The 21731-nt window shown below is 32.9% G+C and carries 18 protein-coding genes and 1 riboswitch; of the genes, 13 read left to right on the plus strand and 5 right to left on the minus strand.

What is annotated here, in order from left to right; translation table 11 throughout:
- Positions 1-290 precede the first annotated feature (290 nt).
- From ilvD to ilvA, 5 genes are read left to right on the plus strand one after another with little or no spacing between them, the layout of a single operon-like run.
- Entirely contained in the window at positions 291-1970 is a 1680-nt protein-coding gene (gene ilvD, locus ACEQT4_RS06525; protein WP_370226627.1) for a dihydroxy-acid dehydratase, read from the plus strand.
- Between the two features lie 30 nt (positions 1971-2000).
- Positions 2001-3734, plus strand: coding sequence for a biosynthetic-type acetolactate synthase large subunit (gene ilvB, locus ACEQT4_RS06530; RefSeq protein WP_370226628.1), 1734 nt, complete (start codon positions 2001-2003; stop codon positions 3732-3734).
- A 2-nt stretch (positions 3735-3736) separates the two neighbouring features.
- Positions 3737-4264, plus strand: coding sequence for an acetolactate synthase small subunit (ilvN, locus tag ACEQT4_RS06535; protein WP_370226629.1), 528 nt, complete (start codon positions 3737-3739; stop codon positions 4262-4264).
- Positions 4265-4277: 13 nt separating this feature from the next.
- The gene (gene ilvC / locus ACEQT4_RS06540; protein ID WP_370226630.1) at positions 4278-5777 is read left to right on the plus strand and encodes a ketol-acid reductoisomerase; all 1500 of its coding nucleotides are present in this window, start codon (positions 4278-4280) and stop codon (positions 5775-5777) included.
- Positions 5778-5787: 10 nt separating this feature from the next.
- The gene (gene ilvA / locus ACEQT4_RS06545; protein WP_370226632.1) at positions 5788-7050 is read left to right on the plus strand and encodes a threonine ammonia-lyase IlvA; all 1263 of its coding nucleotides are present in this window, start codon (positions 5788-5790) and stop codon (positions 7048-7050) included.
- 53 nt (positions 7051-7103) lie between these two features.
- Here ilvA and leuB read toward each other — a convergent pair whose 3' ends face one another.
- The 4 genes from leuB to ACEQT4_RS06565 form a co-directional block, all read right to left on the minus strand.
- A complete protein-coding gene (gene leuB / locus ACEQT4_RS06550; protein ID WP_370226633.1) occupies positions 7104-8222 on the minus strand; it encodes a 3-isopropylmalate dehydrogenase in 1119 nt (372 codons plus the stop codon).
- A gap of 180 nt (positions 8223-8402) precedes the next feature.
- Positions 8403-8990 carry a 3-isopropylmalate dehydratase small subunit gene (leuD, locus tag ACEQT4_RS06555; RefSeq protein ID WP_370226634.1) on the minus strand — a complete coding sequence of 196 codons (588 nt, stop codon included), beginning with the start codon at positions 8988-8990 and terminating at the stop codon, positions 8403-8405.
- A 3-nt stretch (positions 8991-8993) separates the two neighbouring features.
- The gene (leuC, locus tag ACEQT4_RS06560; protein WP_370226635.1) at positions 8994-10394 is read right to left on the minus strand and encodes a 3-isopropylmalate dehydratase large subunit; all 1401 of its coding nucleotides are present in this window, start codon (positions 10392-10394) and stop codon (positions 8994-8996) included.
- Positions 10395-10416: 22 nt separating this feature from the next.
- Positions 10417-11592 carry a 2-isopropylmalate synthase gene (locus tag ACEQT4_RS06565; RefSeq protein WP_370226636.1) on the minus strand — a complete coding sequence of 392 codons (1176 nt, stop codon included), beginning with the start codon at positions 11590-11592 and terminating at the stop codon, positions 10417-10419.
- Between the two features lie 148 nt (positions 11593-11740).
- On the opposite strand from ACEQT4_RS06565, the gene ACEQT4_RS06570 reads away from it, so the two are divergent.
- From ACEQT4_RS06570 to ACEQT4_RS06605, 8 genes are all read left to right on the plus strand, one after another.
- The gene (locus ACEQT4_RS06570; RefSeq protein WP_370226637.1) at positions 11741-13282 is read left to right on the plus strand and encodes a hypothetical protein; all 1542 of its coding nucleotides are present in this window, start codon (positions 11741-11743) and stop codon (positions 13280-13282) included.
- Between the two features lie 101 nt (positions 13283-13383).
- Positions 13384-13508: riboswitch (SAM riboswitch) on the plus strand.
- Positions 13509-13628: 120 nt separating this feature from the next.
- A complete protein-coding gene (locus ACEQT4_RS06575; protein ID WP_370226639.1) occupies positions 13629-14921 on the plus strand; it encodes an O-acetylhomoserine aminocarboxypropyltransferase/cysteine synthase family protein in 1293 nt (430 codons plus the stop codon).
- Between the two features lie 96 nt (positions 14922-15017).
- Positions 15018-16031 carry an alpha/beta fold hydrolase gene (locus ACEQT4_RS06580; RefSeq protein WP_370226640.1) on the plus strand — a complete coding sequence of 338 codons (1014 nt, stop codon included), beginning with the start codon at positions 15018-15020 and terminating at the stop codon, positions 16029-16031.
- 38 nt (positions 16032-16069) lie between these two features.
- Complete coding sequence (epsC, locus tag ACEQT4_RS06585) at positions 16070-16795, plus strand: serine O-acetyltransferase EpsC (RefSeq protein ID WP_370226641.1); 726 nt, start codon at positions 16070-16072, stop codon at positions 16793-16795.
- Positions 16788-17675, plus strand: a complete 888-nt coding sequence (cysM, locus tag ACEQT4_RS06590; RefSeq protein WP_370226643.1) for a cysteine synthase CysM — start codon at positions 16788-16790, stop codon at positions 17673-17675. Before epsC ends, cysM begins: the two co-directional genes overlap by 8 nt.
- Positions 17676-17725: 50 nt before the next feature.
- Positions 17726-18820, plus strand: coding sequence for an acyloxyacyl hydrolase (locus tag ACEQT4_RS06595; RefSeq protein WP_370226644.1), 1095 nt, complete (start codon positions 17726-17728; stop codon positions 18818-18820).
- A 153-nt stretch (positions 18821-18973) separates the two neighbouring features.
- The gene (locus tag ACEQT4_RS06600; protein WP_370226645.1) at positions 18974-19717 is read left to right on the plus strand and encodes a head GIN domain-containing protein; all 744 of its coding nucleotides are present in this window, start codon (positions 18974-18976) and stop codon (positions 19715-19717) included.
- A gap of 22 nt (positions 19718-19739) precedes the next feature.
- The gene (locus ACEQT4_RS06605) at positions 19740-20600 is read left to right on the plus strand and encodes a TlpA family protein disulfide reductase (protein ID WP_370226647.1); all 861 of its coding nucleotides are present in this window, start codon (positions 19740-19742) and stop codon (positions 20598-20600) included.
- 2 nt (positions 20601-20602) lie between these two features.
- Here the strand turns inward: ACEQT4_RS06605 and gldA are convergent, their stop codons facing one another.
- Complete coding sequence (gldA, locus tag ACEQT4_RS06610; RefSeq protein WP_336129587.1) at positions 20603-21496, minus strand: gliding motility-associated ABC transporter ATP-binding subunit GldA; 894 nt, start codon at positions 21494-21496, stop codon at positions 20603-20605.
- Between the last annotated feature and the right edge of the window lie 235 nt (positions 21497-21731).

Consider the following 21731-nt stretch of genomic DNA (forward strand, 5'->3'; position numbering starts at 1 on the left):
ATTGTGATTATTAAATCACGGTGTTAAGGAATGGTGTCTATTAGTTAAGAATAAATTTAAAAGCCTTCCTTTTCAGGAAGGCTTTTTTGTTGGGTTCATTTCATTTCAAAGTAAAATAAAAAGATCAAATATTATCTATTGGACATCATAAGTGTTTTGTTTTAAATTATTGAAAATCAATAATTTAAATAGTTAAATTGAATTATGGCTTTAGTCTATAATTCAATAACTAAAAAATCAAGCATAGTCAAATTAGTAATTTAGAAAATCATAAATAAGAAACGGACTAAATGAGTCAACTAAATAAATACAGTAAAACAGTAACACAAGATCCAACTCAACCAGCAGCACAAGCAATGTTGCACGCTATAGGATTAACCAAAGAAGATTTTTATAAACCTATTATAGGTATTGCAAGTACAGGTTACGAAGGTAATCCATGTAATATGCATTTAAATGACTTAGCAAAACTCGCTAAGCAAGGCACAAAAAACAAAGATGTTGTAGGCTTAATTTTTAATACCATTGGTGTAAGTGACGGAATTTCTATGGGTACACCAGGAATGCGCTATTCTTTACCTTCAAGAGATATTATTGCCGATTCTATGGAAACCGTAGTGCAAGCAATGAGCTACGATGGGCTAATTACCGTTGTTGGTTGTGACAAAAATATGCCAGGCGCATTAATGGCAATGATTCGTCTAGATAGACCAAGTATTTTGGTCTATGGCGGGACCATTGATTCTGGTTGCCATAACGGAAAAAAACTAGACGTCGTTTCTGCTTTCGAAGCTTGGGGAAGTAAAGTCGCTGGTACAATGAATGAAAGTGAATATCAAAATATAGTTGAAAAAGCCTGTCCTGGTGCTGGTGCTTGTGGTGGAATGTATACTGCAAATACAATGGCGTCAGCTATTGAAGCTTTAGGAATGACCTTACCTTTCAACTCATCAAATCCAGCAACTGGCGAAGAGAAAAAACAAGAAGCCATAAAAGCTGGCGAAGCGATGCGATTGTTAATTGAAAAAGATATTAAACCAAGCGATATCATTACACGCAAATCTTTAGAAAACGCTATTCGTTTGGTGACTATTTTAGGCGGATCGACCAATGCAGTGCTTCACTTTTTAGCAATTGCTCGTGCGGCAAATATAGATTTCACCTTAAAAGATTTTCAAAATATCAGTGATAACACACCATTTTTAGCCGATTTAAAACCTAGCGGAAAATACCTAATGGAAGATGTACATCGCGTTGGTGGTATTCCTGCAGTTTTAAAATATCTATTGAAAAAAGGTTTGATTCATGGTGATTGTTTAACCGTTACCGGAAAAACACTAGCAGAAAATTTATTAGATGTTAATGATTTAACAGAAGGTCAAGATGTGATAAAACAAATCGAAGAGCCTATAAAAATCTCAGGTCACTTGCGCATGCTTTACGGTAATTTAGCCGAAGACGGAAGTGTTGCAAAAATCACAGGAAAAGAAGGATTACGCTTTCGCGGAAAAGCAAAAGTATTTGAAGGTGAATACGCAGCAAACGATGGTATTAGAGATGGTAAAGTAGAAAAAGGTGATGTGGTTGTAATCAGATACGAAGGACCAAAAGGCGGACCAGGAATGCCAGAAATGCTTAAGCCAACTGCAGCCATTATGGGCGCAGGTTTGGGTAAAGACGTAGCGTTAATTACAGATGGACGTTTTTCTGGCGGAACACACGGTTTTGTGGTTGGTCACATTACACCAGAAGCTCAAGATGGCGGAAATATCGCGTTAGTTAAAGATGGTGACTTTATCACAATTGATGCTGAAACCAATACCATTCAACTTGAAGTTTCAGAAGAAGAATTATCACAAAGAAAACAATCATGGAAAGCACCAGAATTAAAATTTAATCGTGGTGTCCTTTATAAATATGCTAAAACAGTGTCGTCTGCATCCAAAGGTTGTGTAACCGACGAGTTTTAGAATAGAAACTAATAAACGCCATACTAATTTATGGAAACAAAAACGATAAAAAATAACGAGCAATCAACTTCAAAATCTATCCGCATTTCAGGTAGCGAAGCGGTTGTTCGTAGCTTAATAGCAGAAGGTGTAGATGTACTTTATGGTTATCCTGGCGGCGCAATTATGCCAGTTTATGACGAGTTGTATAAATTTCAAAACGAAATTCATCACGTCTTAACACGTCACGAGCAAGGTGCAACGCATGCAGCACAAGGTTACGCACGCATTTCTGGTAAAGTTGGTGTTGCTATGGCTACTTCTGGTCCTGGCGCAACCAACCTAATTACAGGTATTGCTGATGCGCAAATAGATAGCACGCCAATGGTTTGTATCACTGGTCAAGTTGGTTCACACTTATTAGGTAGTGATGCCTTTCAAGAAACCGATATTGTTGGTATTTCAACGCCTGTTACCAAATGGAATCATCAAGTCACAAAAGCTTCAGAAATTCCTGAAGTGATTGCTAAAGCATTTTATATCGCAAAAAGTGGTCGTCCTGGACCTGTTTTAATAGACATTACTAAGGATGCGCAATTTGAAGAATTCGATTTTAAATACGAAAAATGTACAGGAATTAGAAGTTACAAACCAATTCCTGAAACTGATCCTAACACCTTACAAGCTGCTGCAGATTTAATAAATAATGCAAAAAAACCATTAGTCGTTTGGGGACAAGGTGTGATTTTAGGGGAAGCTGAAGCTGAATTTAAAGCGGTTATCGAAAAAGCTGGTTTACCATCGGCTTGGACTATTTTAGGTGCTTCGGCAATTCCTTCAACACATCCATTAAATGTTGGTATGGTTGGTATGCATGGTAATTATGCACCAAATGTGTTAACAAATGAATGTGATGTTTTAATCGCAATCGGAATGCGTTTTGACGATCGTGTTACAGGAAATTTAGCAACATACGCTAAACAAGCTAAAGTGATTCATTTTGAAATTGATCCAGCAGAAGTTGATAAAAATGTAAAAACAGATGTCGCTGTTTTAGGAAATTCGAAAGATACTTTGGCGGCAATTCTTCCACTTTTAAAAGAAAATTCGCATACAGAATGGCATCAAAAATTTAAAGATTTATATCAAGTTGAATACGACAAAGTAATAAAAGACGATTTGCATCCAACAAAAGATGGATTGACTATGGGTGAAGTGCTTAAAGAGATTAATGCACAAACCAAAGGTGAAGCAGCAATAGTTACCGATGTTGGTCAGCACCAAATGATTGCGTGTCGTTATGCCGATTTTAATGTATCTAAAAGCAACATTACGTCTGGCGGATTAGGTACAATGGGATTTGCTTTACCAGCTGCAATTGGTGCAAAAATGGGCGCACCAGAACGTGATGTTGTAATGATTGCTGGTGATGGTGGTTATCAAATGACAATACAAGAACTTGGAACTATTTTTCAAACCAAAGTACCAGTAAAAATTGTCGTACTTAACAACAATTTTTTAGGTATGGTAAGACAGTGGCAACAACTATTTTTTGATAAACGTTATGCATCTACAGAAATGGAAAATCCAGATTTTGTAGCAATTGCTAAAGGGTATCATATTAATGCAAAAAGCATATCTAAAAGAGAAGATTTAGCTAATGCTGTAAAAGAAATGATGGAAACGGAAGGCCCATATTTCTTAGAAGTTATGGTTGAAAAAGAAGATAATGTATTCCCTATGATACCAACAGGAGCAAGTGTTTCAGACGTAAGACTAGAGTAATTATGAGTGAAAATAAATTATATACCGTTTCTATATATACCGAAAATAATATTGGGTTATTAAACCGTATTTCGGCAATATTTCAACGTAGACATATCAACATTGAAAGTATAAATTCTTCAATTTCTGAAATTGAAAATGTGTCTAAATGGACCATTGTGGTAAAGTTAACCGAAGACCAAATGAAAAAAATTATTGGTCAAATTGAAAAACAGGTAGAGGTGATTAAAGCCTATTATCACACGGAAGAAGAAACTATTTATCAAGAGTCTTGTCTGTTCAAAATCAAATCAGATTTATTGTTTGAAGAGCGACAAATTCAAAATATTATTAAAGAAAGTAACGCAAGAATTGTCACTGTAAATAAAGAATTTTTTGTACTTGAAAAATCAGGAAGACGAAGCGAAATAGAATTATTGCACAGAGAATTAAGTGCGTTTGGGATTTTGCAATTTACCCGTTCTGGGCGAATTGCAGTCACCAAAACACCAATGGAAATAACTAAAATGTTGGAAGCCTTTCAACACTAAAAAACAAACTAAAATGGCAAATTATTTTAACACATTACCATTAAGAAAACAATTAGAACAATTAGGAAAATGCAGATTTATGGAAGCTTCAGAATTTGAAGATGGCGTAGCTGTATTAAAAGATAAAAAAATAGTCATCGTAGGTTGTGGCGCACAAGGATTAAACCAAGGACTAAACATGAGAGATTCTGGTTTAGATATTTCTTACGCCTTACGCCAACAAGCAATTGATGAAAAACGTGCGTCGTACAAAAATGCAACCGATAACGGATTTAATGTTGGAACCTACGAAGATTTAATCCCATCAGCAGATTTGGTGTTAAACTTAACACCAGACAAGCAACATACAGATGTAGTAAATCAAGTGATGCCTTTAATGAAAAAAGGCGCAACGTTAAGCTACTCGCATGGTTTTAATATTGTTGAAGAAGGTACACAAATCCGTAAAGATATTACAGTAATTATGGTCGCGCCAAAATGTCCAGGAACCGAAGTGCGTGAGGAATACAAACGTGGTTTTGGCGTGCCAACATTAATTGCTGTGCATCCAGAAAACGATCCAGAAAATAAAGGTTGGGCGCAAGCAAAAGCTTACGCAGTTGCAACTGGTGGCGATAGAGCAGGCGTTTTAGAATCGTCTTTTGTGGCTGAAGTAAAATCTGATTTAATGGGTGAGCAAACCATATTATGTGGCTTGTTGCAAACAGGAGCAATTTTGTCTTTTGACAAAATGGTTGCCGAAGGAATTGATGCTGGTTATGCTGCAAAATTAATCCAGTTTGGTTGGGAAACTATAACTGAAGCTTTAAAACATGGCGGTATTACAAACATGATGGATAGACTTTCAAATCCCTCAAAAATTAAAGCTTTTGAATTGTCTGAAGAATTAAAAACCATCATGCGTCCGTTATTTGAAAAACATATGGACGATATCATTTCTGGTCATTTCTCAAAAACTATGATGGAAGATTGGGCAAATGATGATGTCAATCTATTAAAATGGCGAGCAGCTACTGGCGAAACTGCTTTTGAAAAAACCGAATTAACTTCAGAGCACATCACAGAACAAGAGTATTTTGATCATGGTGTGTTATTAGTCGCATTTGTGAAATCTGGTGTTGAGCTTGCTTTTGAAACTATGGTGAGCGCAGGAATAATCGAAGATTCTGCTTACTACGAATCGTTACACGAATTACCATTAATAGCAAATACCATTGCGCGTAAAAAGTTATTTGAAATGAATCGTGTTATTTCTGATACTGCTGAATATGGTTGCTATTTATTTGATCATGCGTGCAAACCTTTACTAGCTGATTTTATGAAAACTGTTGATACATCAGTAATTGGAAAGTCATTTTCAACAAAAACAGGCGTTGATAATATCGAATTAATCAAAGTGAATGACGCTATTAGAAATCATCCAATCGAAACTGTTGGTAAGCGTCTTCGTGCAGCAATGACAGCTATGAAAGTGATAAAAACCGAAGCTAAAGAAGAAAGTGTTTTAGCTTAAAAACAAACTAATGCAAACGCAAACAATCTATTTTCCTAAATTAAAAGCAGTAGAAGCTGCAGCCGAAAAGTTACGCGATGTTGCAGCGGTGACGCCATTAACATCAAGTTTTAGATATTCTAAAGAATTTGACTGTAATATCATGTTTAAACGTGAAGATTTGCAGCAAGTACGTTCCTATAAAATTAGAGGCGCATATAATAAAATGTCTTCGTTATCAGCTTCAGAAGTAGAGAATGGTGTTGTTTGTGCTAGTGCTGGTAATCATGCACAAGGCGTTGCTTTATCTTGTAAATTATTAAAAATTAAAGGCACTATTTATATGCCTGCTCCAACACCAAAACAAAAGGTGGAGCAGGTGAAAATGTTTGGAGAAGAGTATATCGATATTGTTCTTGCAGGCGATACTTTTGACGATTCTTATCATCTAGCGATGAAAGAATGCGAGCGACTTTCAAAAGCATTTATTCATCCATTTAATGATGAAAAGGTAATTGAAGGTCAAGCTACCGTTGGGTTAGAAATTATAGACCAAGCACATCATCCAATTCATTATGTATTTGTACCTGTTGGTGGTGGCGGATTATCAGCTGGATTATCTTCAGTGTTTAAAGAGTTATCACCGCAAACAAAAATTATTGGTGTCGAGCCTTTAGGCGCGCCATCAATGAAAACATCGATTGAAAATCAAAAAAACACACAACTTAATCACATCGAAAAGTTTGTAGATGGTGCAGCTGTGCAACGCGTTGGCGATTTAAATTTTGAAATCTGTAAGTCAAATTTAGATCAAATGGTAACGGTTGCTGAAGGTAAAGTTTGCCAAACTATCTTGGATTTATACAATAAAGATGCGATAGTAGTTGAACCTGCTGGCGCTTTGAGTATTTCTGCTTTAGATGATTTTAAAGAAGAAATAAAAGGTAAAAATGTGATTTGTGTAGTAAGCGGAAGTAATAATGACATTACTAGGACTGCCGAAATTAAAGAACGTGCCTTGTTACATGCTAATCTAAAACACTATTTTATCGTGACCTTTCCACAACGTGCTGGCGCATTACGCGAGTTTGTTGTTGATATTTTAGGAGAAAATGATGATATTACTCACTTTGAATATACCAAAAAAACAAACCGTGAAAATGGTGCAGCAGTAGTAGGAGTAGAGTTAAAATCGGCAGACGATTTAGAACCTTTAATTACAAAAATGAAACTTCATAATTTTTACGGGGATTATTTAAATAATAAACCAGAGTTATTTCAGTTTTTAGTGTAAAAAAAAGCACCTTTTTCAAGGTGCTTCATAGACTCCAAATTAAATACTAAAACTTAAATAATTGTGGATTGTCCTAAGTGAATATTAGTAAAATTTAAATTACTATCCTTAGGATTATGGATAAAATCTTCTATAAAATCTCCAACTTTAGACGTTGTGATATGATCAAAATTATCATTTAAATCTGGTGTTGTTACATGCAATTGTAACGATTTTTCTACACCAGCTTTAATAACATTTGCTTCTTTGTAAAGACCAAAATGTTCAAGTAACATTGCAGCACTTAAAATTGAAGCTATAGGATTTGCAATACCTTTACCTTTTGCTTGAGGATAAGAACCGTGAATTGGTTCAAACATAGCATGCTTATCTCCAACAGATGCGCTAGCTAACAAACCAATGCTTCCACCAATAACGCTAGCTTCGTCACTAATTACATCGCCAAACAAGTTTTCGGTTAAGATCACGTCAAATTGTTTTGGATTTAAAATCATTTGCATTGCAGCATTATCTACAAATAAAAAGTCTAATTCTACATCAGGATAACCTTTAGCTAGTTCAGTAACCACTTTTCTCCATAAACGCGATGTTTCTAAGACATTAGCTTTATCTACTAAAGTCACTTTTTTCTTTCGGCTTTGAGCAGCTTTAAAAGCAAGATGTGCAATACGCTCTATTTCTTCCCGAGAATATTCACATAAATCTGAAGCTACATGTCCGTCTTCGCTTAATTGTTTTTTACCAAAATAAATACCACCAGTCAACTCACGATAAATACTAATATCTGTACCTTTAATAATGTGTTCTTTTAGAGGCGATTTGTCTAATAACGTCTCGTAAGCCTTAACTGGTCTAATGTTAGCGTAAAGACCAAGAGATTTTCTTAATTTAAGTAACCCTTGTTCTGGTCTAACTTTAGCACTAGGATTATTATCGTATTTAGGATCACCAATAGCGCCAAATAAAATAGCGTCACTAGCCTCGCAAAGTTGTAAGGTGTCGTCTGGTAAAGGATTACCAGTTTGGTCAATCGCAATAGCACCAACAGGCGCTTCTTTAAATCTAAAGCTATGGTCAAACTCTTGTGCGATAGCTTTAAGTACTTTTATAGCTTGATGCGTAACTTCTGGGCCAATACCATCACCAGATAAAACTGCAATATTTAATTTCATAGTATATATTTTAAAGCAATTTTTGCTTTTTGTTAGTTAATTTTTTGTTTTTGGGCGTTTCCCTATCGGGTCGCGCTTTTCGTTAAATCTTTTTACTCTGTTTTCGTTACAATGCTCCTATCGTCGCATGACTCAAACTGACGTAAAAAGGATACCACTGCAATCGCTAACGCAGGCTAACTAGCTACGTTGGTTTTCAAACTGAGTGATTAATTCTTTTTTGCTTAATAAATAGTCAATATCATCATAACCATTAATTAAGCATGTTTTTTTATAAGGGTCAATCTCAAAATGTTCTTTAAACGAAGTGTTGGCAACGCTTATCGATTGGTTTTCAAGATTTACAATTAATTCGGTTTTAGGATTCTCTTTAATTTCGTTTAAAAGTACCTTTAAAAAATCGTCACTAACTTGTACAGGTAATAACCCATTGTTAAGTGCATTTCCTTTAAAAATATCTGCAAAAAAACTAGAGACAACAACTTTAAAACCGTAATCGGTTAAAGCCCAAGCAGCATGCTCTCTACTAGAGCCACAACCAAAATTATTACCAGCAACCAAGATGCTTCCGCTATATTCTGGTTGGTTTAATGCAAAATCTGTATTAACAGAGCCGTCTTTATTAAAACGCCAATCTCTAAACGCATTTTCGCCAAAACCATTACGGTCTGTAGCTTTTAAAAATCGCGCAGGTATAATTTGATCGGTATCTATATTTTCTATTGCTAATGGAATAGCTGTAGATTGTAATGTTGTAAATTTTTCCATGTCTTAAATTTCTTCAGCAATAAAATTGGTTGCAGTTACATCAATAATTTTTCCTTCAATAGCTGTTGCGGCAGCAACTAATGGACTTGCCAAAATAGTACGAGATCCTTGACCTTGTCTACCTTCAAAATTTCTATTTGAAGTCGATACACAATATTCGCCTTCAGGAATTTTATCGTCATTCATTGCTAAACAAGCACTACAACCAGGTTGACGTAGCTTAAACCCAGCATCTTCAAAAATACTTTTTAAGCCTTCTTCAATAATTTGAGATTCTACCTGTTTGCTTCCTGGGACTAACCAAGCTGTTACATTATCTGCTTTTTGTTTGCCTTTTATATATTGTGCAGCAATCCTAAAATCTTCAATTCTTGAGTTGGTACAACTACCAATAAACACGTAATTAATGGTTTTGTCAATAAGACTTTCACCTTTTTTAAAATCCATGTATTTTAAAGATTTTTCAAACGATGCATCATTAAATTGCGGTATGTTATCGGTGATTTTTATGCCCATTCCTGGATTAGTACCGTAAGTAATCATGGGGTCGATATCTTCAGCATTAAAGGTGTATTCTTTATCAAAAACAGCACCTTCGTCTGTTGGTAAAGTTTTCCAGTAGGCTACTTTGTCTTCAAAATCTTTTACTTTTGGAGCAAACTCTCTATCTTTTACATAGTCAAAAGTAGTTTGGTCTGGAGCAATAATTCCGCCGCGTGCGCCCATTTCAATACTCATATTACAAACTGTCATTCTGCCTTCCATAGACATATTTTCAAATACATCACCAGTATATTCGCAGAAGTAACCTGTTCCAGCATTAGTACCTATTTGAGCGATGATGTATAAAATGACGTCTTTAGGTAAAACGCCTTTTTTTAGTGTTCCGTTAACGGTAACTCTTAAGCTTTTTGGTTTGGTTAATAATAGGCATTGACTAGCAAATACTTGAGCGACTTGGCTAGTACCAATACCAAAAGCGATAGATCCAAATGCACCATGTGTTGAGGTGTGACTATCACCACAAACTATGGTCATTCCTGGTTGGGTAATGCCAAGTTCTGGTGCCATAACATGAACAATACCATTGTATTTATGACCTAACTCGTAAAGTGTGATATTGTTAGCTTTACAATTTTCAGAAAGTTGTTTTAATTGCTTTCTTGATAAATCGTCTTTAACAGGTAAATGTTGATCTACAGTTGGTGTGTTGTGATCTGCTGTTGCAATAATCTGATCAGGTCTAAAAATAGGAATGTTACGCGCCTTTAGCTCATTAAAAGCTTGCGGACTTGTAACTTCATGTATTAAATGTTTATCTATATATAAAATTTGTGGACCATTTTCTATTGCATCTACCACATGTGCGTCCCAAACTTTATCAAATAATGTTTTTTTAGTCATTATCTTTAATATTTACGCTGTATTAAGCGCTTATAATTTGTTGATATACGTTGCTAGTTGCAATAATCTCGTGTATATCGTGATCGTTAATTTCCTTTTTTCTATCTGCAAAACTTAGGAAGTTTGCATACACGTCGTCTAACTGAAGTTTTGTTAATTCGTAACCAACATTTTTTGCTCTGTAAGCTAGAGCAGCTCTTCCGCTACGAGCGGTTAATACAATAGCGCTTTCAGTAACTCCAACATCTTTTGGATCAATAATTTCGTAAGTTTCACGATTTTTAATCACACCATCTTGATGTATTCCAGAGCTATGTGCAAACGCATTTGCACCAACGATAGCTTTATTTGGTTGCGTGTAAATACCCATATTTTCACTTACCAATTGGCTGATGCCGTAAAGGTGTTTTGTATTGATTGAAGTGTCTAAATTAAGATATGGATGTTGTTTTAAAACCATAACAACTTCTTCTAATGCAGTGTTACCAGCACGTTCTCCAATCCCATTTATAGTACATTCTATTTGTCTTGCACCATTAATTACGCCTTCTATAGAATTTGCTGTTGCTAAACCTAAATCGTTATGGCAATGACAAGAAAGTATGGCATTTTCAATGCCTTTTACATTTTCTTTTAAGTATTTTATTTTTGCACCATATTCACTAGGTAAGCAATAGCCTGTTGTGTCTGGAATATTTAAAACTGTTGCTCCAGCTTTTATGGCAGCTTCGCAAACACGTGCTAAATATTCGTTTTCTGTACGACCAGCATCTTCGGCATAAAATTCAACATCTTCAATAAAGGATTTAGCATACTTAACCGCTTCAAAAGCACGATCTATAATAGCAACTCTGTTTGATTTAAATTTGAATTTTATATGAGAATCTGAAGTGCCAATTCCTGTGTGGATTCTAGGATATTTTGCTTTTTTTAAAGCTTCTGCAGCAACTTTAATATCATTTTCTACAGCTCTTGTCAAGCCACAAACAGTAGCATTTTTTACAATTTCAGAAATTGCTTCTACCGATTGGAAGTCGCCAGGACTAGATACAGGAAATCCAGCTTCTATTACATTAACACCAAGTAAGTCTAGTTGCTTTGCAATGACTACTTTTTGTTCTGTATTTAATTTACAACCTGGGACTTGTTCTCCGTCCCTAAGTGTAGTATCAAATATTTGAATTGTGTTTTTAGACATTTTAAGAGAGAATTATTTTTCTATTGACTCACTAATTTATACTTTGGTATGTCTAACACATAATGGCTAATTGATATCTTACGATGTTCAGTTTCTAAAAACAAACATAAGCAACTGTAAATAAGTTAGTTAAATAACATGTTGATTGATGACTAAAGACCAAAAAGATAATTTATTTATACTAGTTAAATCTTTAACTAAGTCAGAAAAACGACAATTTAAATTGTATGTAGGTAGGTTAGGAGTAAATAGTGACTCTAAATTTTTAAACCTTTTTAATGTCTTAGATAAGTTGAAAATGTATGATGAAATTGCAATTTTAAAGTCTACTGAAATTAAAAAACAGCAATTAGCCAATGTAAAAGCACATTTATATAAGCAAATTTTAATAAGCCTTAAGTTAAGCCCATCTCATCAAAACATACGTTCTCAAATTAGAGAACAGTTAGATTTTGCTTCTATTTTATATCATAAAGGACTCTATAAACAGAGTCTAAAAATATTGGATAAAGCCAAAGAGCTAGCCGTACAAAATGAAGAAAAAAACTTAGCTTATGAAATTGTAGAATTCGAAAAAGTTATAGAATCTCAATACATAACACGTAGTATCAGTAGTAGGGCAGATGAGTTAACTGTTCAAGCAAAAGAGTTAAGTGCTCAAAACATGATAGCAAGTAAGTTGTCAAATCTATCACTTCAGCTTTATAGTATTATTCTTAAAACTGGCTATGTAAAAAGTGAAGCAGAAGGTAATGAGGTTAGTGATTATTTTAAAGCTAGATTGCCTAAATACAAAATAAAAGATTTAGGATTTAGAGAAAAATTATGGTTGTATAACGCTTATTTGTGGTACAGTTTTTTATTACAGGATTTTAAAAACTGTTATAAATATGCCTTAAAGTGGGTTGATCTTTTTTATGAAAATCCTTCAATGATAAGCCTAAATCCTGTTTTCTTCTTAAAAGGAAATAACTACTTGTTAGAATCACTGTTTTTTATAAAAAACAAAAATAAATTTGACGAAGCTTTAAATAAATTTCAAGCAGTTATAGAAGATAAAAAATTCCCTAAAGATGAAAATGTAGAAGCACTTTCGTTTTTGTACTTCAATTTAAATAAAATCAATTCTTTTTTTATTGATGGAAGCTTTAAAGAAGGTGTAGAATTAATACCAAAAATTGATAAAGATTTAGAGCGTTTTAAGGATAGGATTGACGAGCATCATACCATGATTTTTTACTACAAATTTGCTAGCTTACATTTTGGGTCTGGTAATAATAAAGCATGCATTTTTTATCTAGATAAAATAATTTCAAACAAATCTTTAACTATGAGAGAAGATTTGTTATGTTTTTCTAGAGTTTTAAATTTAGTTGCGCATTATGAAGCTGGTTTAGATTATCATTTAGAAACTTTATTGCGTACAACTTATAAATTTTTAATACAAATGAATGAGTTGCACGATGTGCAAAAAGAGATGATAAAATTTATTAGAAATTTACAAGATATTTATCCACAAGACATCAAAAAAGCATTTAAATCTTTACTTGAAAAGTTGAAAGTTTATGAGAATCATCCTTTTGAACGTCGTGCATTTTTATATTTAGACATCATTTCTTGGTTAGAAAGTAAAGTTGAAAACAAGCCTGTAGACCAGGTGATTAGAGAGAAGTTTTTGGAAGAAAATTAATAGTGTTTTTCATCTTTTTTAAAAATTTTAGTATAAATTATTTGGATTTTAAGTTTTTGTGTTTGAATATTTGTGCTCACAAAGTTCAATAACTTACTGAAATGTTATCAAGAAAGGCAGAGGGAATAGACCCAATGAAGCCTTAGCAACCCTTAAACTTACTAAGAAGGTGCTAAATTCTACTTGAAAGTGCGAATCATTTCTCGCATTCTCGGATAGATAACCAACACGTAATTACTCATCTGTAATTACTATTTTTCTTATAACATTTTTCTATTAAGTACGCTTCTTACGAGGCTTATTTGGCTTTTGGTTTAATTATTTATTAACTCAAAAACTTAGAAAAATGAGTACACAAAAATTTGCAACCCAAGCGTTGCACGCAGGTCATGACGTTAGTCAACATGGAGGAACAAGAGCAGTCCCAATTTATCAAAACACAGCATATGTTTTTGATAATGCAGATGACGCAGCAGGAAGATTTAATCTGTCAGTTCCTGGGTTTATTTACACTAGATTAAATAATCCAACTACAGATGTTTTAGAACAACGATTAGCTGCTTTAGAAGGCGGTATTGCTGCAGTAGCAACAGCTTCTGGCACATCTGCAATAGCAACTACATTACTAACATTACTTAAGGCAGGAGACCATATTGTTGCTTCAAATAGTCTTTATGGTGGATCGTATAATTTATTAAGTGTAACCTTGCCAAGACATGGTATAACGACCACTTTTGTAGACCCTTCAGATCCTGATAATTTTAGTAAAGCTACAAAAGAAAATACAAGAGCTATTTTTGTGGAATCTTTAGGAAATCCAAAATTAGATGTTTTAGATTTAGAAAGTATTTCTAAAGTAGCAAAAGCACACAAAGTACCATTAATTGTTGATAATACAGTGCTAACGCCATATTTATTAAACCCAATAGAATATGGTGCAAACATTGTTATTCATTCCTTAACAAAATACATTTCAGGTAATGGGACTTCATTAGGCGGAATTATTATTGATGCAGGAACATTTGATTGGACAAATGGTAAATTCCCAGAATTTACAGAACCATCACCAGGGTATCATGGATTAGTATATAGTGAAGCTATTGGTGCTGCTGCATTTATTGCAAAAATAAGAATAGAAGGTTTGCGTGATTACGGTAGTGCTTTAAGTCCGTTTAATGCGTTTCAAATCATACAAGGATTAGAAACTTTAGAATTACGTTTAAATAAGCATAGTGATAATGCACTACAACTAGCTAAATGGTTACAAGAACAACCAGAAGTTAATTGGGTAAACTATCCAGGTTTAGAAACCAGCAAGTACTATTCTTTAGCACAAAAGTATTTGCCAAAAGGACAAAGTGGTGTTTTAACTTTTAGAGTAAAAGGCGGTTATGAGTCTGCAAAAAAAATAGTAGATACAACCAAACTGTTTGATTTAGTAGCAAATTTTGGAGACTCAAAATCATTAATTATTCATCCAGCTAGTACAACACATCAACAACTTAGTGATGCGTCTCAAGAAGATACAGGTGTTACAAAAGATTTAATTAGACTATCTGTTGGGTTAGAAAATATTGAAGATTTAAAAGCTGATTTAAAAGAAGCTTTTAATGTTGTAGAAAAGTCAGTATTGGCTTAAAAATAGCATGTTTTATTTTTAGTTATTAGTAAGAAATAGCTTCGCATTTTATATGAAAAAGTGAAGTGCGAAGTCTATTTTAAAAAATCTGCAATTATGAGAAAATTACAACATATATCAATATATGACTTTGCGTTAAGCAACGGTCAAACAAAATCAATAGACTTAACATATCAAATATTTGGGCAAGCTTTACACACAGCACCAATAGTTCTTATTAATCATGCATTAACAGGAAACTCAAATGTAACAGGAATAAATGGTTGGTGGAACGATGTTGTAGGCGACCAAAACATAATTGATACCCAAAAATATACAATTTTATGCTTTAACATACCAGGTAATGGCTTTGATAATAAAAAAGAAAATATAATAAATAACTATAAAGATTTTACAGTAAATGATATAGCAAAAATCTTTGAAATTGGGCTTTATACACTAAATATTGACAGCATACATACTGTAATTGGTGCCTCTTTAGGTGGCGGTATTACTTGGCATTTGGCAGTAAACAATTCAAATCTATTTGATAATATAGTTGTTGTTGCTAGTCATTGGAAAGCAGACGACTGGTTGATAGGTAATGTTTTTATTCAAGATAATATTTTAAATAATTCTAATCGACCAATAGAAGATGCGCGTATGCATGCTATGACATTTTATCGCACAGCAACATCTTTCAATCATAAATTTAAAAATCAAAAAGAAGCTAATTATTATGCAATAGAAAATTGGTTGCAATATCATGGTAATACATTAAAAAATAGGTTTCAATTGTCTTCCTATAAATTGATGAATCATTTGCTAAAAACTATTGAAGTTGCCAAAACAAAAGAAGAGTTTATTAGCAAAGCTTCAAAAATATCTGGACAAATTCATCTAATAACGATAAATACAGATGGTTTGTTTTTATCAGATCATAACTGGGATACTTATATTCATCTAAAACCTAAAAAAGAAAATATATCTATTTCAGAAATTAAATCAATACATGGTCATGATGCGTTTTTAATAGAGTTTGAGCAACTTTCAAAAATTTTAAAACCTATTTTTCAATACTCAAACTTAAATAAAGAAGCCTTAACAAAATATAAACAAGCCGCTAGTTAATTAAGCTTTATCTTTGTAGCTGTTAGATAAACAATTTAATGGCTTTAACAATAAACGTAAGATTAAAAGATAAAGTAGAAGTTTTTACCAAAAGACTTTACTACTTTATGTTTGACGAACAAGCTGAGGATTCTCAATTTTTAGAAGAAAAATTTTTAGAAATAACTACAGCTTTAGGAGTAAATGATACAGCTCAAATTTGGAATGATTTCAACTCAAGTCTGCCTTCAATTAGAGAAAAATTGCATTTAGATGCAAAAGCTTTTCAAAATAATGACCCTGCAAATAAATGCGTAGAAGAAATCTATTTAGCATATCCAGGATTTTATGCAATTTCAATACACCGTTTAAGTCATCAATTATTAAAACTTGGTGTTAGGATTTTGCCAAGAATGATGAGTGAATATGTGCATGGTATAACAGGTATAGATATTCATCCAGGAGCAACTATTGGCGATTCTTTTTTCTTAGATCACGGTACAGGAATTGTAATAGGAGAAACCACAATCATAAAGGATGAAGTAAAAATTTACCAAGGTGTTACACTTGGCGGATTACATGTATTAAAAAGTCTTGCAGATACAAAAAGACATCCAACTATAGAAAAAAATGTGGTTATTTATGCCAATGCTACAGTGTTAGGCGATATTGTTATTGGCTCTAATACCATTATAGGTGCTAATGTATGTGTAACAGAAAATGTTCCTAAAAATTCAACGTTAACCTATAAAAAAGAATATAAAATCAGAACAAAAAGTGAGTAATAAAAGTATCATAAACCTTATAGGAAACACGCCTTTAGTAAAGTCTATAAGTATCAACCCAAATAAAAACGTGACCTTATATTTTAAATTAGAAGGACACAATCCTGGTGCTAGTGTTAAGGATAGAGCGGCTTATAACATGATAAACGAAGCTTTAAAAAGAGGAGATATAAAAAAAGGAGATACTTTAGTAGAAGCAACAAGCGGTAATACAGGAATAGCATTAGCTTTTATAGCAAACTTATTAGGCTTAAAAATGAAATTAATCATGCCTGAAAATTCTACTGAAGAACGTGTGAAAACGATGAAAGCTTATGGTGCAGAAGTCATTCTAACATCTGCAGAAGACGGTATTGAAGGCTCAAGAGATGTGGCTTTTAAACTTCGTGATGAAAAAGGATATACACTATTAAATCAGTTTGAAAATAATGATAACTGGAAAGCACATTACAAAACTACAGGTCCAGAAATCTGGAGAGATACTAACGGAGAAGTAACACATTTTGTATCTGCAATGGGAACAACAGGAACCATTATGGGTACATCTACTTTTTTAAAAGAAAAAAATAATAACATCACTATAGTTGGTGCGCAACCTACCGATGGATCAAAAATCCCAGGAATTAGAAAATGGTCACCAGCTTACGTGCCAACAATATTTGATAAAAACAAAGTAGATCAAGTTTTTGAAGTTAGTACAGAAGAAGCTAAAGCAATGACACAACGGTTAGCAAAAGAAGAAGGCGTTTTTGCAGGAATGAGTAGTGGTGGCGCTGTTGCAACTGCATTAAAATTGATTAAAAATTTAGACCAAGGAACAGTTGTTGTGATTATATGCGACAGAGGAGATAGATACTTATCTTCAGATTTATTTGATTAATAAAATTAGTGTTTTAAAAAACCATTACTTTTGTTTCATTAATTTTTAAGATGAAACTAAAACTAGCCCTAATTTGTTGTTGTTTTACAACATTAATTTTTGCTCAGGAAGACAAGCGACCATTCTCTTTAGATGTCAATTACTTTTATGGAAATATAGCAGAACATAATACTGATATTTCGCATTTAATTAAAGGTCATCCAACTGGTGTTATATTAAGTTATAACCAAAAAACCTTTGGCGATCAAGCATGGCAAAGCAGGTATAATTATCCGGATTATGGCGCGTCTTTTATCTATCAAAACCTTCAGAATAAAACCTTAGGAAACAATTTTGGGTTATACGCGCATTATAATTTCTACTTCTTAAAAAGACATTTAATGTTTAGGATTGGTCAAGGTTTAGCCTATAATACTAATCCTTACGATAAAGTAGAGAATTACCGCAATAATGCGTTTGGGACACATTTATTAAGTTCGACATATTTGATGCTTAACTACAAAAAAGAAAGCTTATTTAAAGGTTTAGGATTACAAACTGGATTATCGTTAATCCATTATTCTAACGCCAATGTAAAAGCACCAAACAGTTCAATAAACAGTATTACATTTAACTTAGGTGTAAATTATGTGTTAGATGCAGATCAATTACCAGAATATATCCCAAATACAGAAGACAAAGCTTTTACCGAAAAAATTAAATACAATTTCGCTTTTAGAACAGGTGTAAACGAAAGCGATATCATCAATTCTGGTCAATACGTATTTTACATTGTGTCTGCTTATGCAGATAAAAGATTAAATCGTAAAAGTGCCATCCAAATAGGAACAGATGTGTTTTTTTCAAACTTTTTAAAGAAGCATATCGAGTATAAATCAGTCGCTTTTCCTTTAGATAATGTTAGTGGAGACGAAGATTACAAACGTGTTGGCGCATTTGTGGGACATGAGTTGTTTATTAGCAAAACGTCCTTAGTGACGCAGTTAGGCTATTACGTGTATTATCCTTTCGATTTTGAAGGTCGTGTCTACAGTCGTGTTGGTTTAAAACGTTATTTTGGAGATAAAATTTTTGGAGCCTTAACCTTAAAATCTCACGGAGCAAAAGCAGAAGCTGTAGAATTTGGCGTTGGAATTAGATTATAAAATTTGGGCGTTACCACAAGGGTCGCGCTTTCGGTAGTCGCTTTTTTGTGTTGCATATGTGCAACAACACAAAAAGAGCTCCGACAAAACCTTAATCGCTAACGCAGGTAAAACCAATGGTTAGAGTTTGATGATAAAGTAAAGAGTAAATAAATGAAAAAATTACTATACATAATTACCCTATTTTTTGTTTTTGGATGCAATCAAGAAGATGCGCCAGACTGTTTTCAAAGTGCAGGAGATATCATACAGCAAACTTTTGAAGTTGGTACATTTTCTAAAATCACGGTACATAAAGATGTCGAGTTATTTCTAACTCAAGGCGCAACGCCAAGTGTTTTAGTAGAAACTGGTGAAAACTTAATTAATGATGTTGAGGTTTATGTACAAAACGACCGATTGATTTTAAGAGATAACAATACTTGTAATTTAACCAGAGATTACGGTATCACCAAAGTACACGTTACTGTTCCAAATCTAACCGAAATTAGAAATAGTAGTACTTTAGATGTGCATAGCGTTGGTGTTTTAAATTTTGAGGAATTAAAATTACTGTCTGAAGATTATGGTGGAGATTTTTATAACGTAGGTAATTTTAATTTAGAAGTTAATTGCACAACATTAAGAGTTGTAATTAACAATCTAACAACAAATATAATTTCTGGTACTACAGAAAATTTAAACATAAGTCATGCATCAGGAGATGGACGTTTTGAAGGACGATATCTTGTGGCGCAAAACGTGACTATTTATCATCGTGGTAGTAACGATATTCTTGTAAATCCGCAACAAGAACTTAAAGCAAACCTAGTAAGTACAGGAAATGTAATTGCAGTCAATACTCCACCAATTATTGATGTGACCGAGCAATTTGATGGTCGTGTTATTTTTGAGTAAATTAGAAAAAGTTAAATAAATATTGAAAATAGTTAAAAATATACTTTGGTTTAGTAGTGTTATTCTACTTTATACTTTATTCGGTTTTGTGTTTAGGGGTAATCATCAATGGTTAACTTTAGTTGTATTAATAAGTGTATTTTTTTTATCTCTTTTATTTTTTAAAACTCGTAAAGAAGATTTTTTTCAAGGATTTGTTTTTATAGTATTTCCAATAGTTGCTTTAATGTTAATAGTGTCTTTAGATGCAGGCTTTGTAAGGACTTTTTTATATTTAGTTTTTATACCAATAGCATTTTTATTGGCTTGGATATTAAGAAGTAAATCAATTTTAATAAAATCACTTTTAATTTTATCCTTTTCTCTTTTCGTTACTTTTTTAATTTTTCCAAACCATAGAAGTTATATTGCAAATCATAACTCTAAAAGCGATTTAATTTTTCCAGAAATTTCATTAGTTGATAGAAATCTTAATTCAAAACAACTACCTAATGATAAAATAATAGTCTTAGATTTTTGGAATACAGCGTGTGGAGTTTGTTTTAAGAAGTTTCCTGAATTTGAAAAACTCTATTTAAAATATAAAGACAATCCAAACATCGAATTCTACTCAGTAAACATGCCTCTTAAAAGAGATAAGTTTGAAAATGTATTAAACCTAGTTGATAAATTAAATTATAAATTTCCAACTTTATATTGTAAATCAGATAGTAAAGTAGTAGAAGAAAAACTAAAAATTGATGGTTACCCAACGTTTTTAATTATTAAAAACAATAGAATTCGTTTTGATGGCTTTTTAAATATTGATGATAACATCTTTTTATACAATACTATAGATATTATTGACCAATTACTAGATGAAGATGATTTGTCTTTAAAATAAACTTAACTCGTCAATTCCCTAAATAAACTCTCTAAACTCGCGTTTTTCTGGTTTAACTGAAGAATCTTCAACTCATTATCATGTGCAAAATCAAATACATGAGCACGCATATCTGTTGTTGTATCAAACACAATTTCATAAATAAAATCGTGAACATTTTTTACGCTTTTAGCATGCGGAAGTTTAAGTAAAAACGCATCTTCTACGCGATAATCAAACTCGACAATAACGGTTTGTTCTTGTCCTTCGCGTAATTCGCTTAATTTTTTATCGGCAACAATTTCACCTTTATTTATTATAATAACACGGTCACACATAGCTTCTACTTCCTGCATAATGTGCGTAGATAAAAACACGGTTTTGTCTTTGCCTAAGCCTTTAATTAATTGCCTAATGTCTACCAATTGGTTTGGGTCTAAACCAGTTGTAGGTTCGTCTAAAATTAAGACTTCGGGATTATGCAATAACGCATTAGCTAAACCAACACGTTGTCTGTAACCTTTAGAGAGTTGCCCAATAGTTTTATGTGCTTCTGGTGTTAATCCAGTAAGTTCAATAACCTCTTCAACTCTAGATTTGTCAACGTTATATACGTTTGCATTAAATCTTAAATACTCACGCACGTATTGGTCTAAATATAAAGGATTGTGCTCTGGTAAGTAGCCAACACTTTTTTGTACTTGCTTTTGTTGGTTTGATACAGCATGCCCATTTACTTCAGCGTTACCAGAAGTAGGAGAAAGGTAAGTGGTTAAAATTTTCATCATTGTAGATTTACCGGCGCCATTAGGACCTAAAAATCCAACAATTTCTGGACGATTAACGCTAAAAGATACATTGTTTAATGCCTTTTGAGATCCAAATTGTTTAGTGATGTTTTTAACTTTTATTGACATGCTAATATGTTTCTTCAAAAATAAACATTCTATAATTTAAAAGCTTAATTGTATCAAAATCTTTAAAACTTGTTATAAAACTCATAATTTCAGGCTTTAGTATTTTGATTTTTCAATTAATTGTCTACTTTAGCAATAACAAAACAACGATGAACACAATTTTAAATACATATTATAACTGGTTTTACTTCTTTTTTAACAAAAAGAACGAGACGTTATATGTGTAATTTAAACA

The organism is Mesoflavibacter sp. (assembly GCF_964226795.1).
GTDB classification, from domain to species: Bacteria; Bacteroidota; Bacteroidia; order Flavobacteriales; family Flavobacteriaceae; genus Mesoflavibacter; species Mesoflavibacter zeaxanthinifaciens.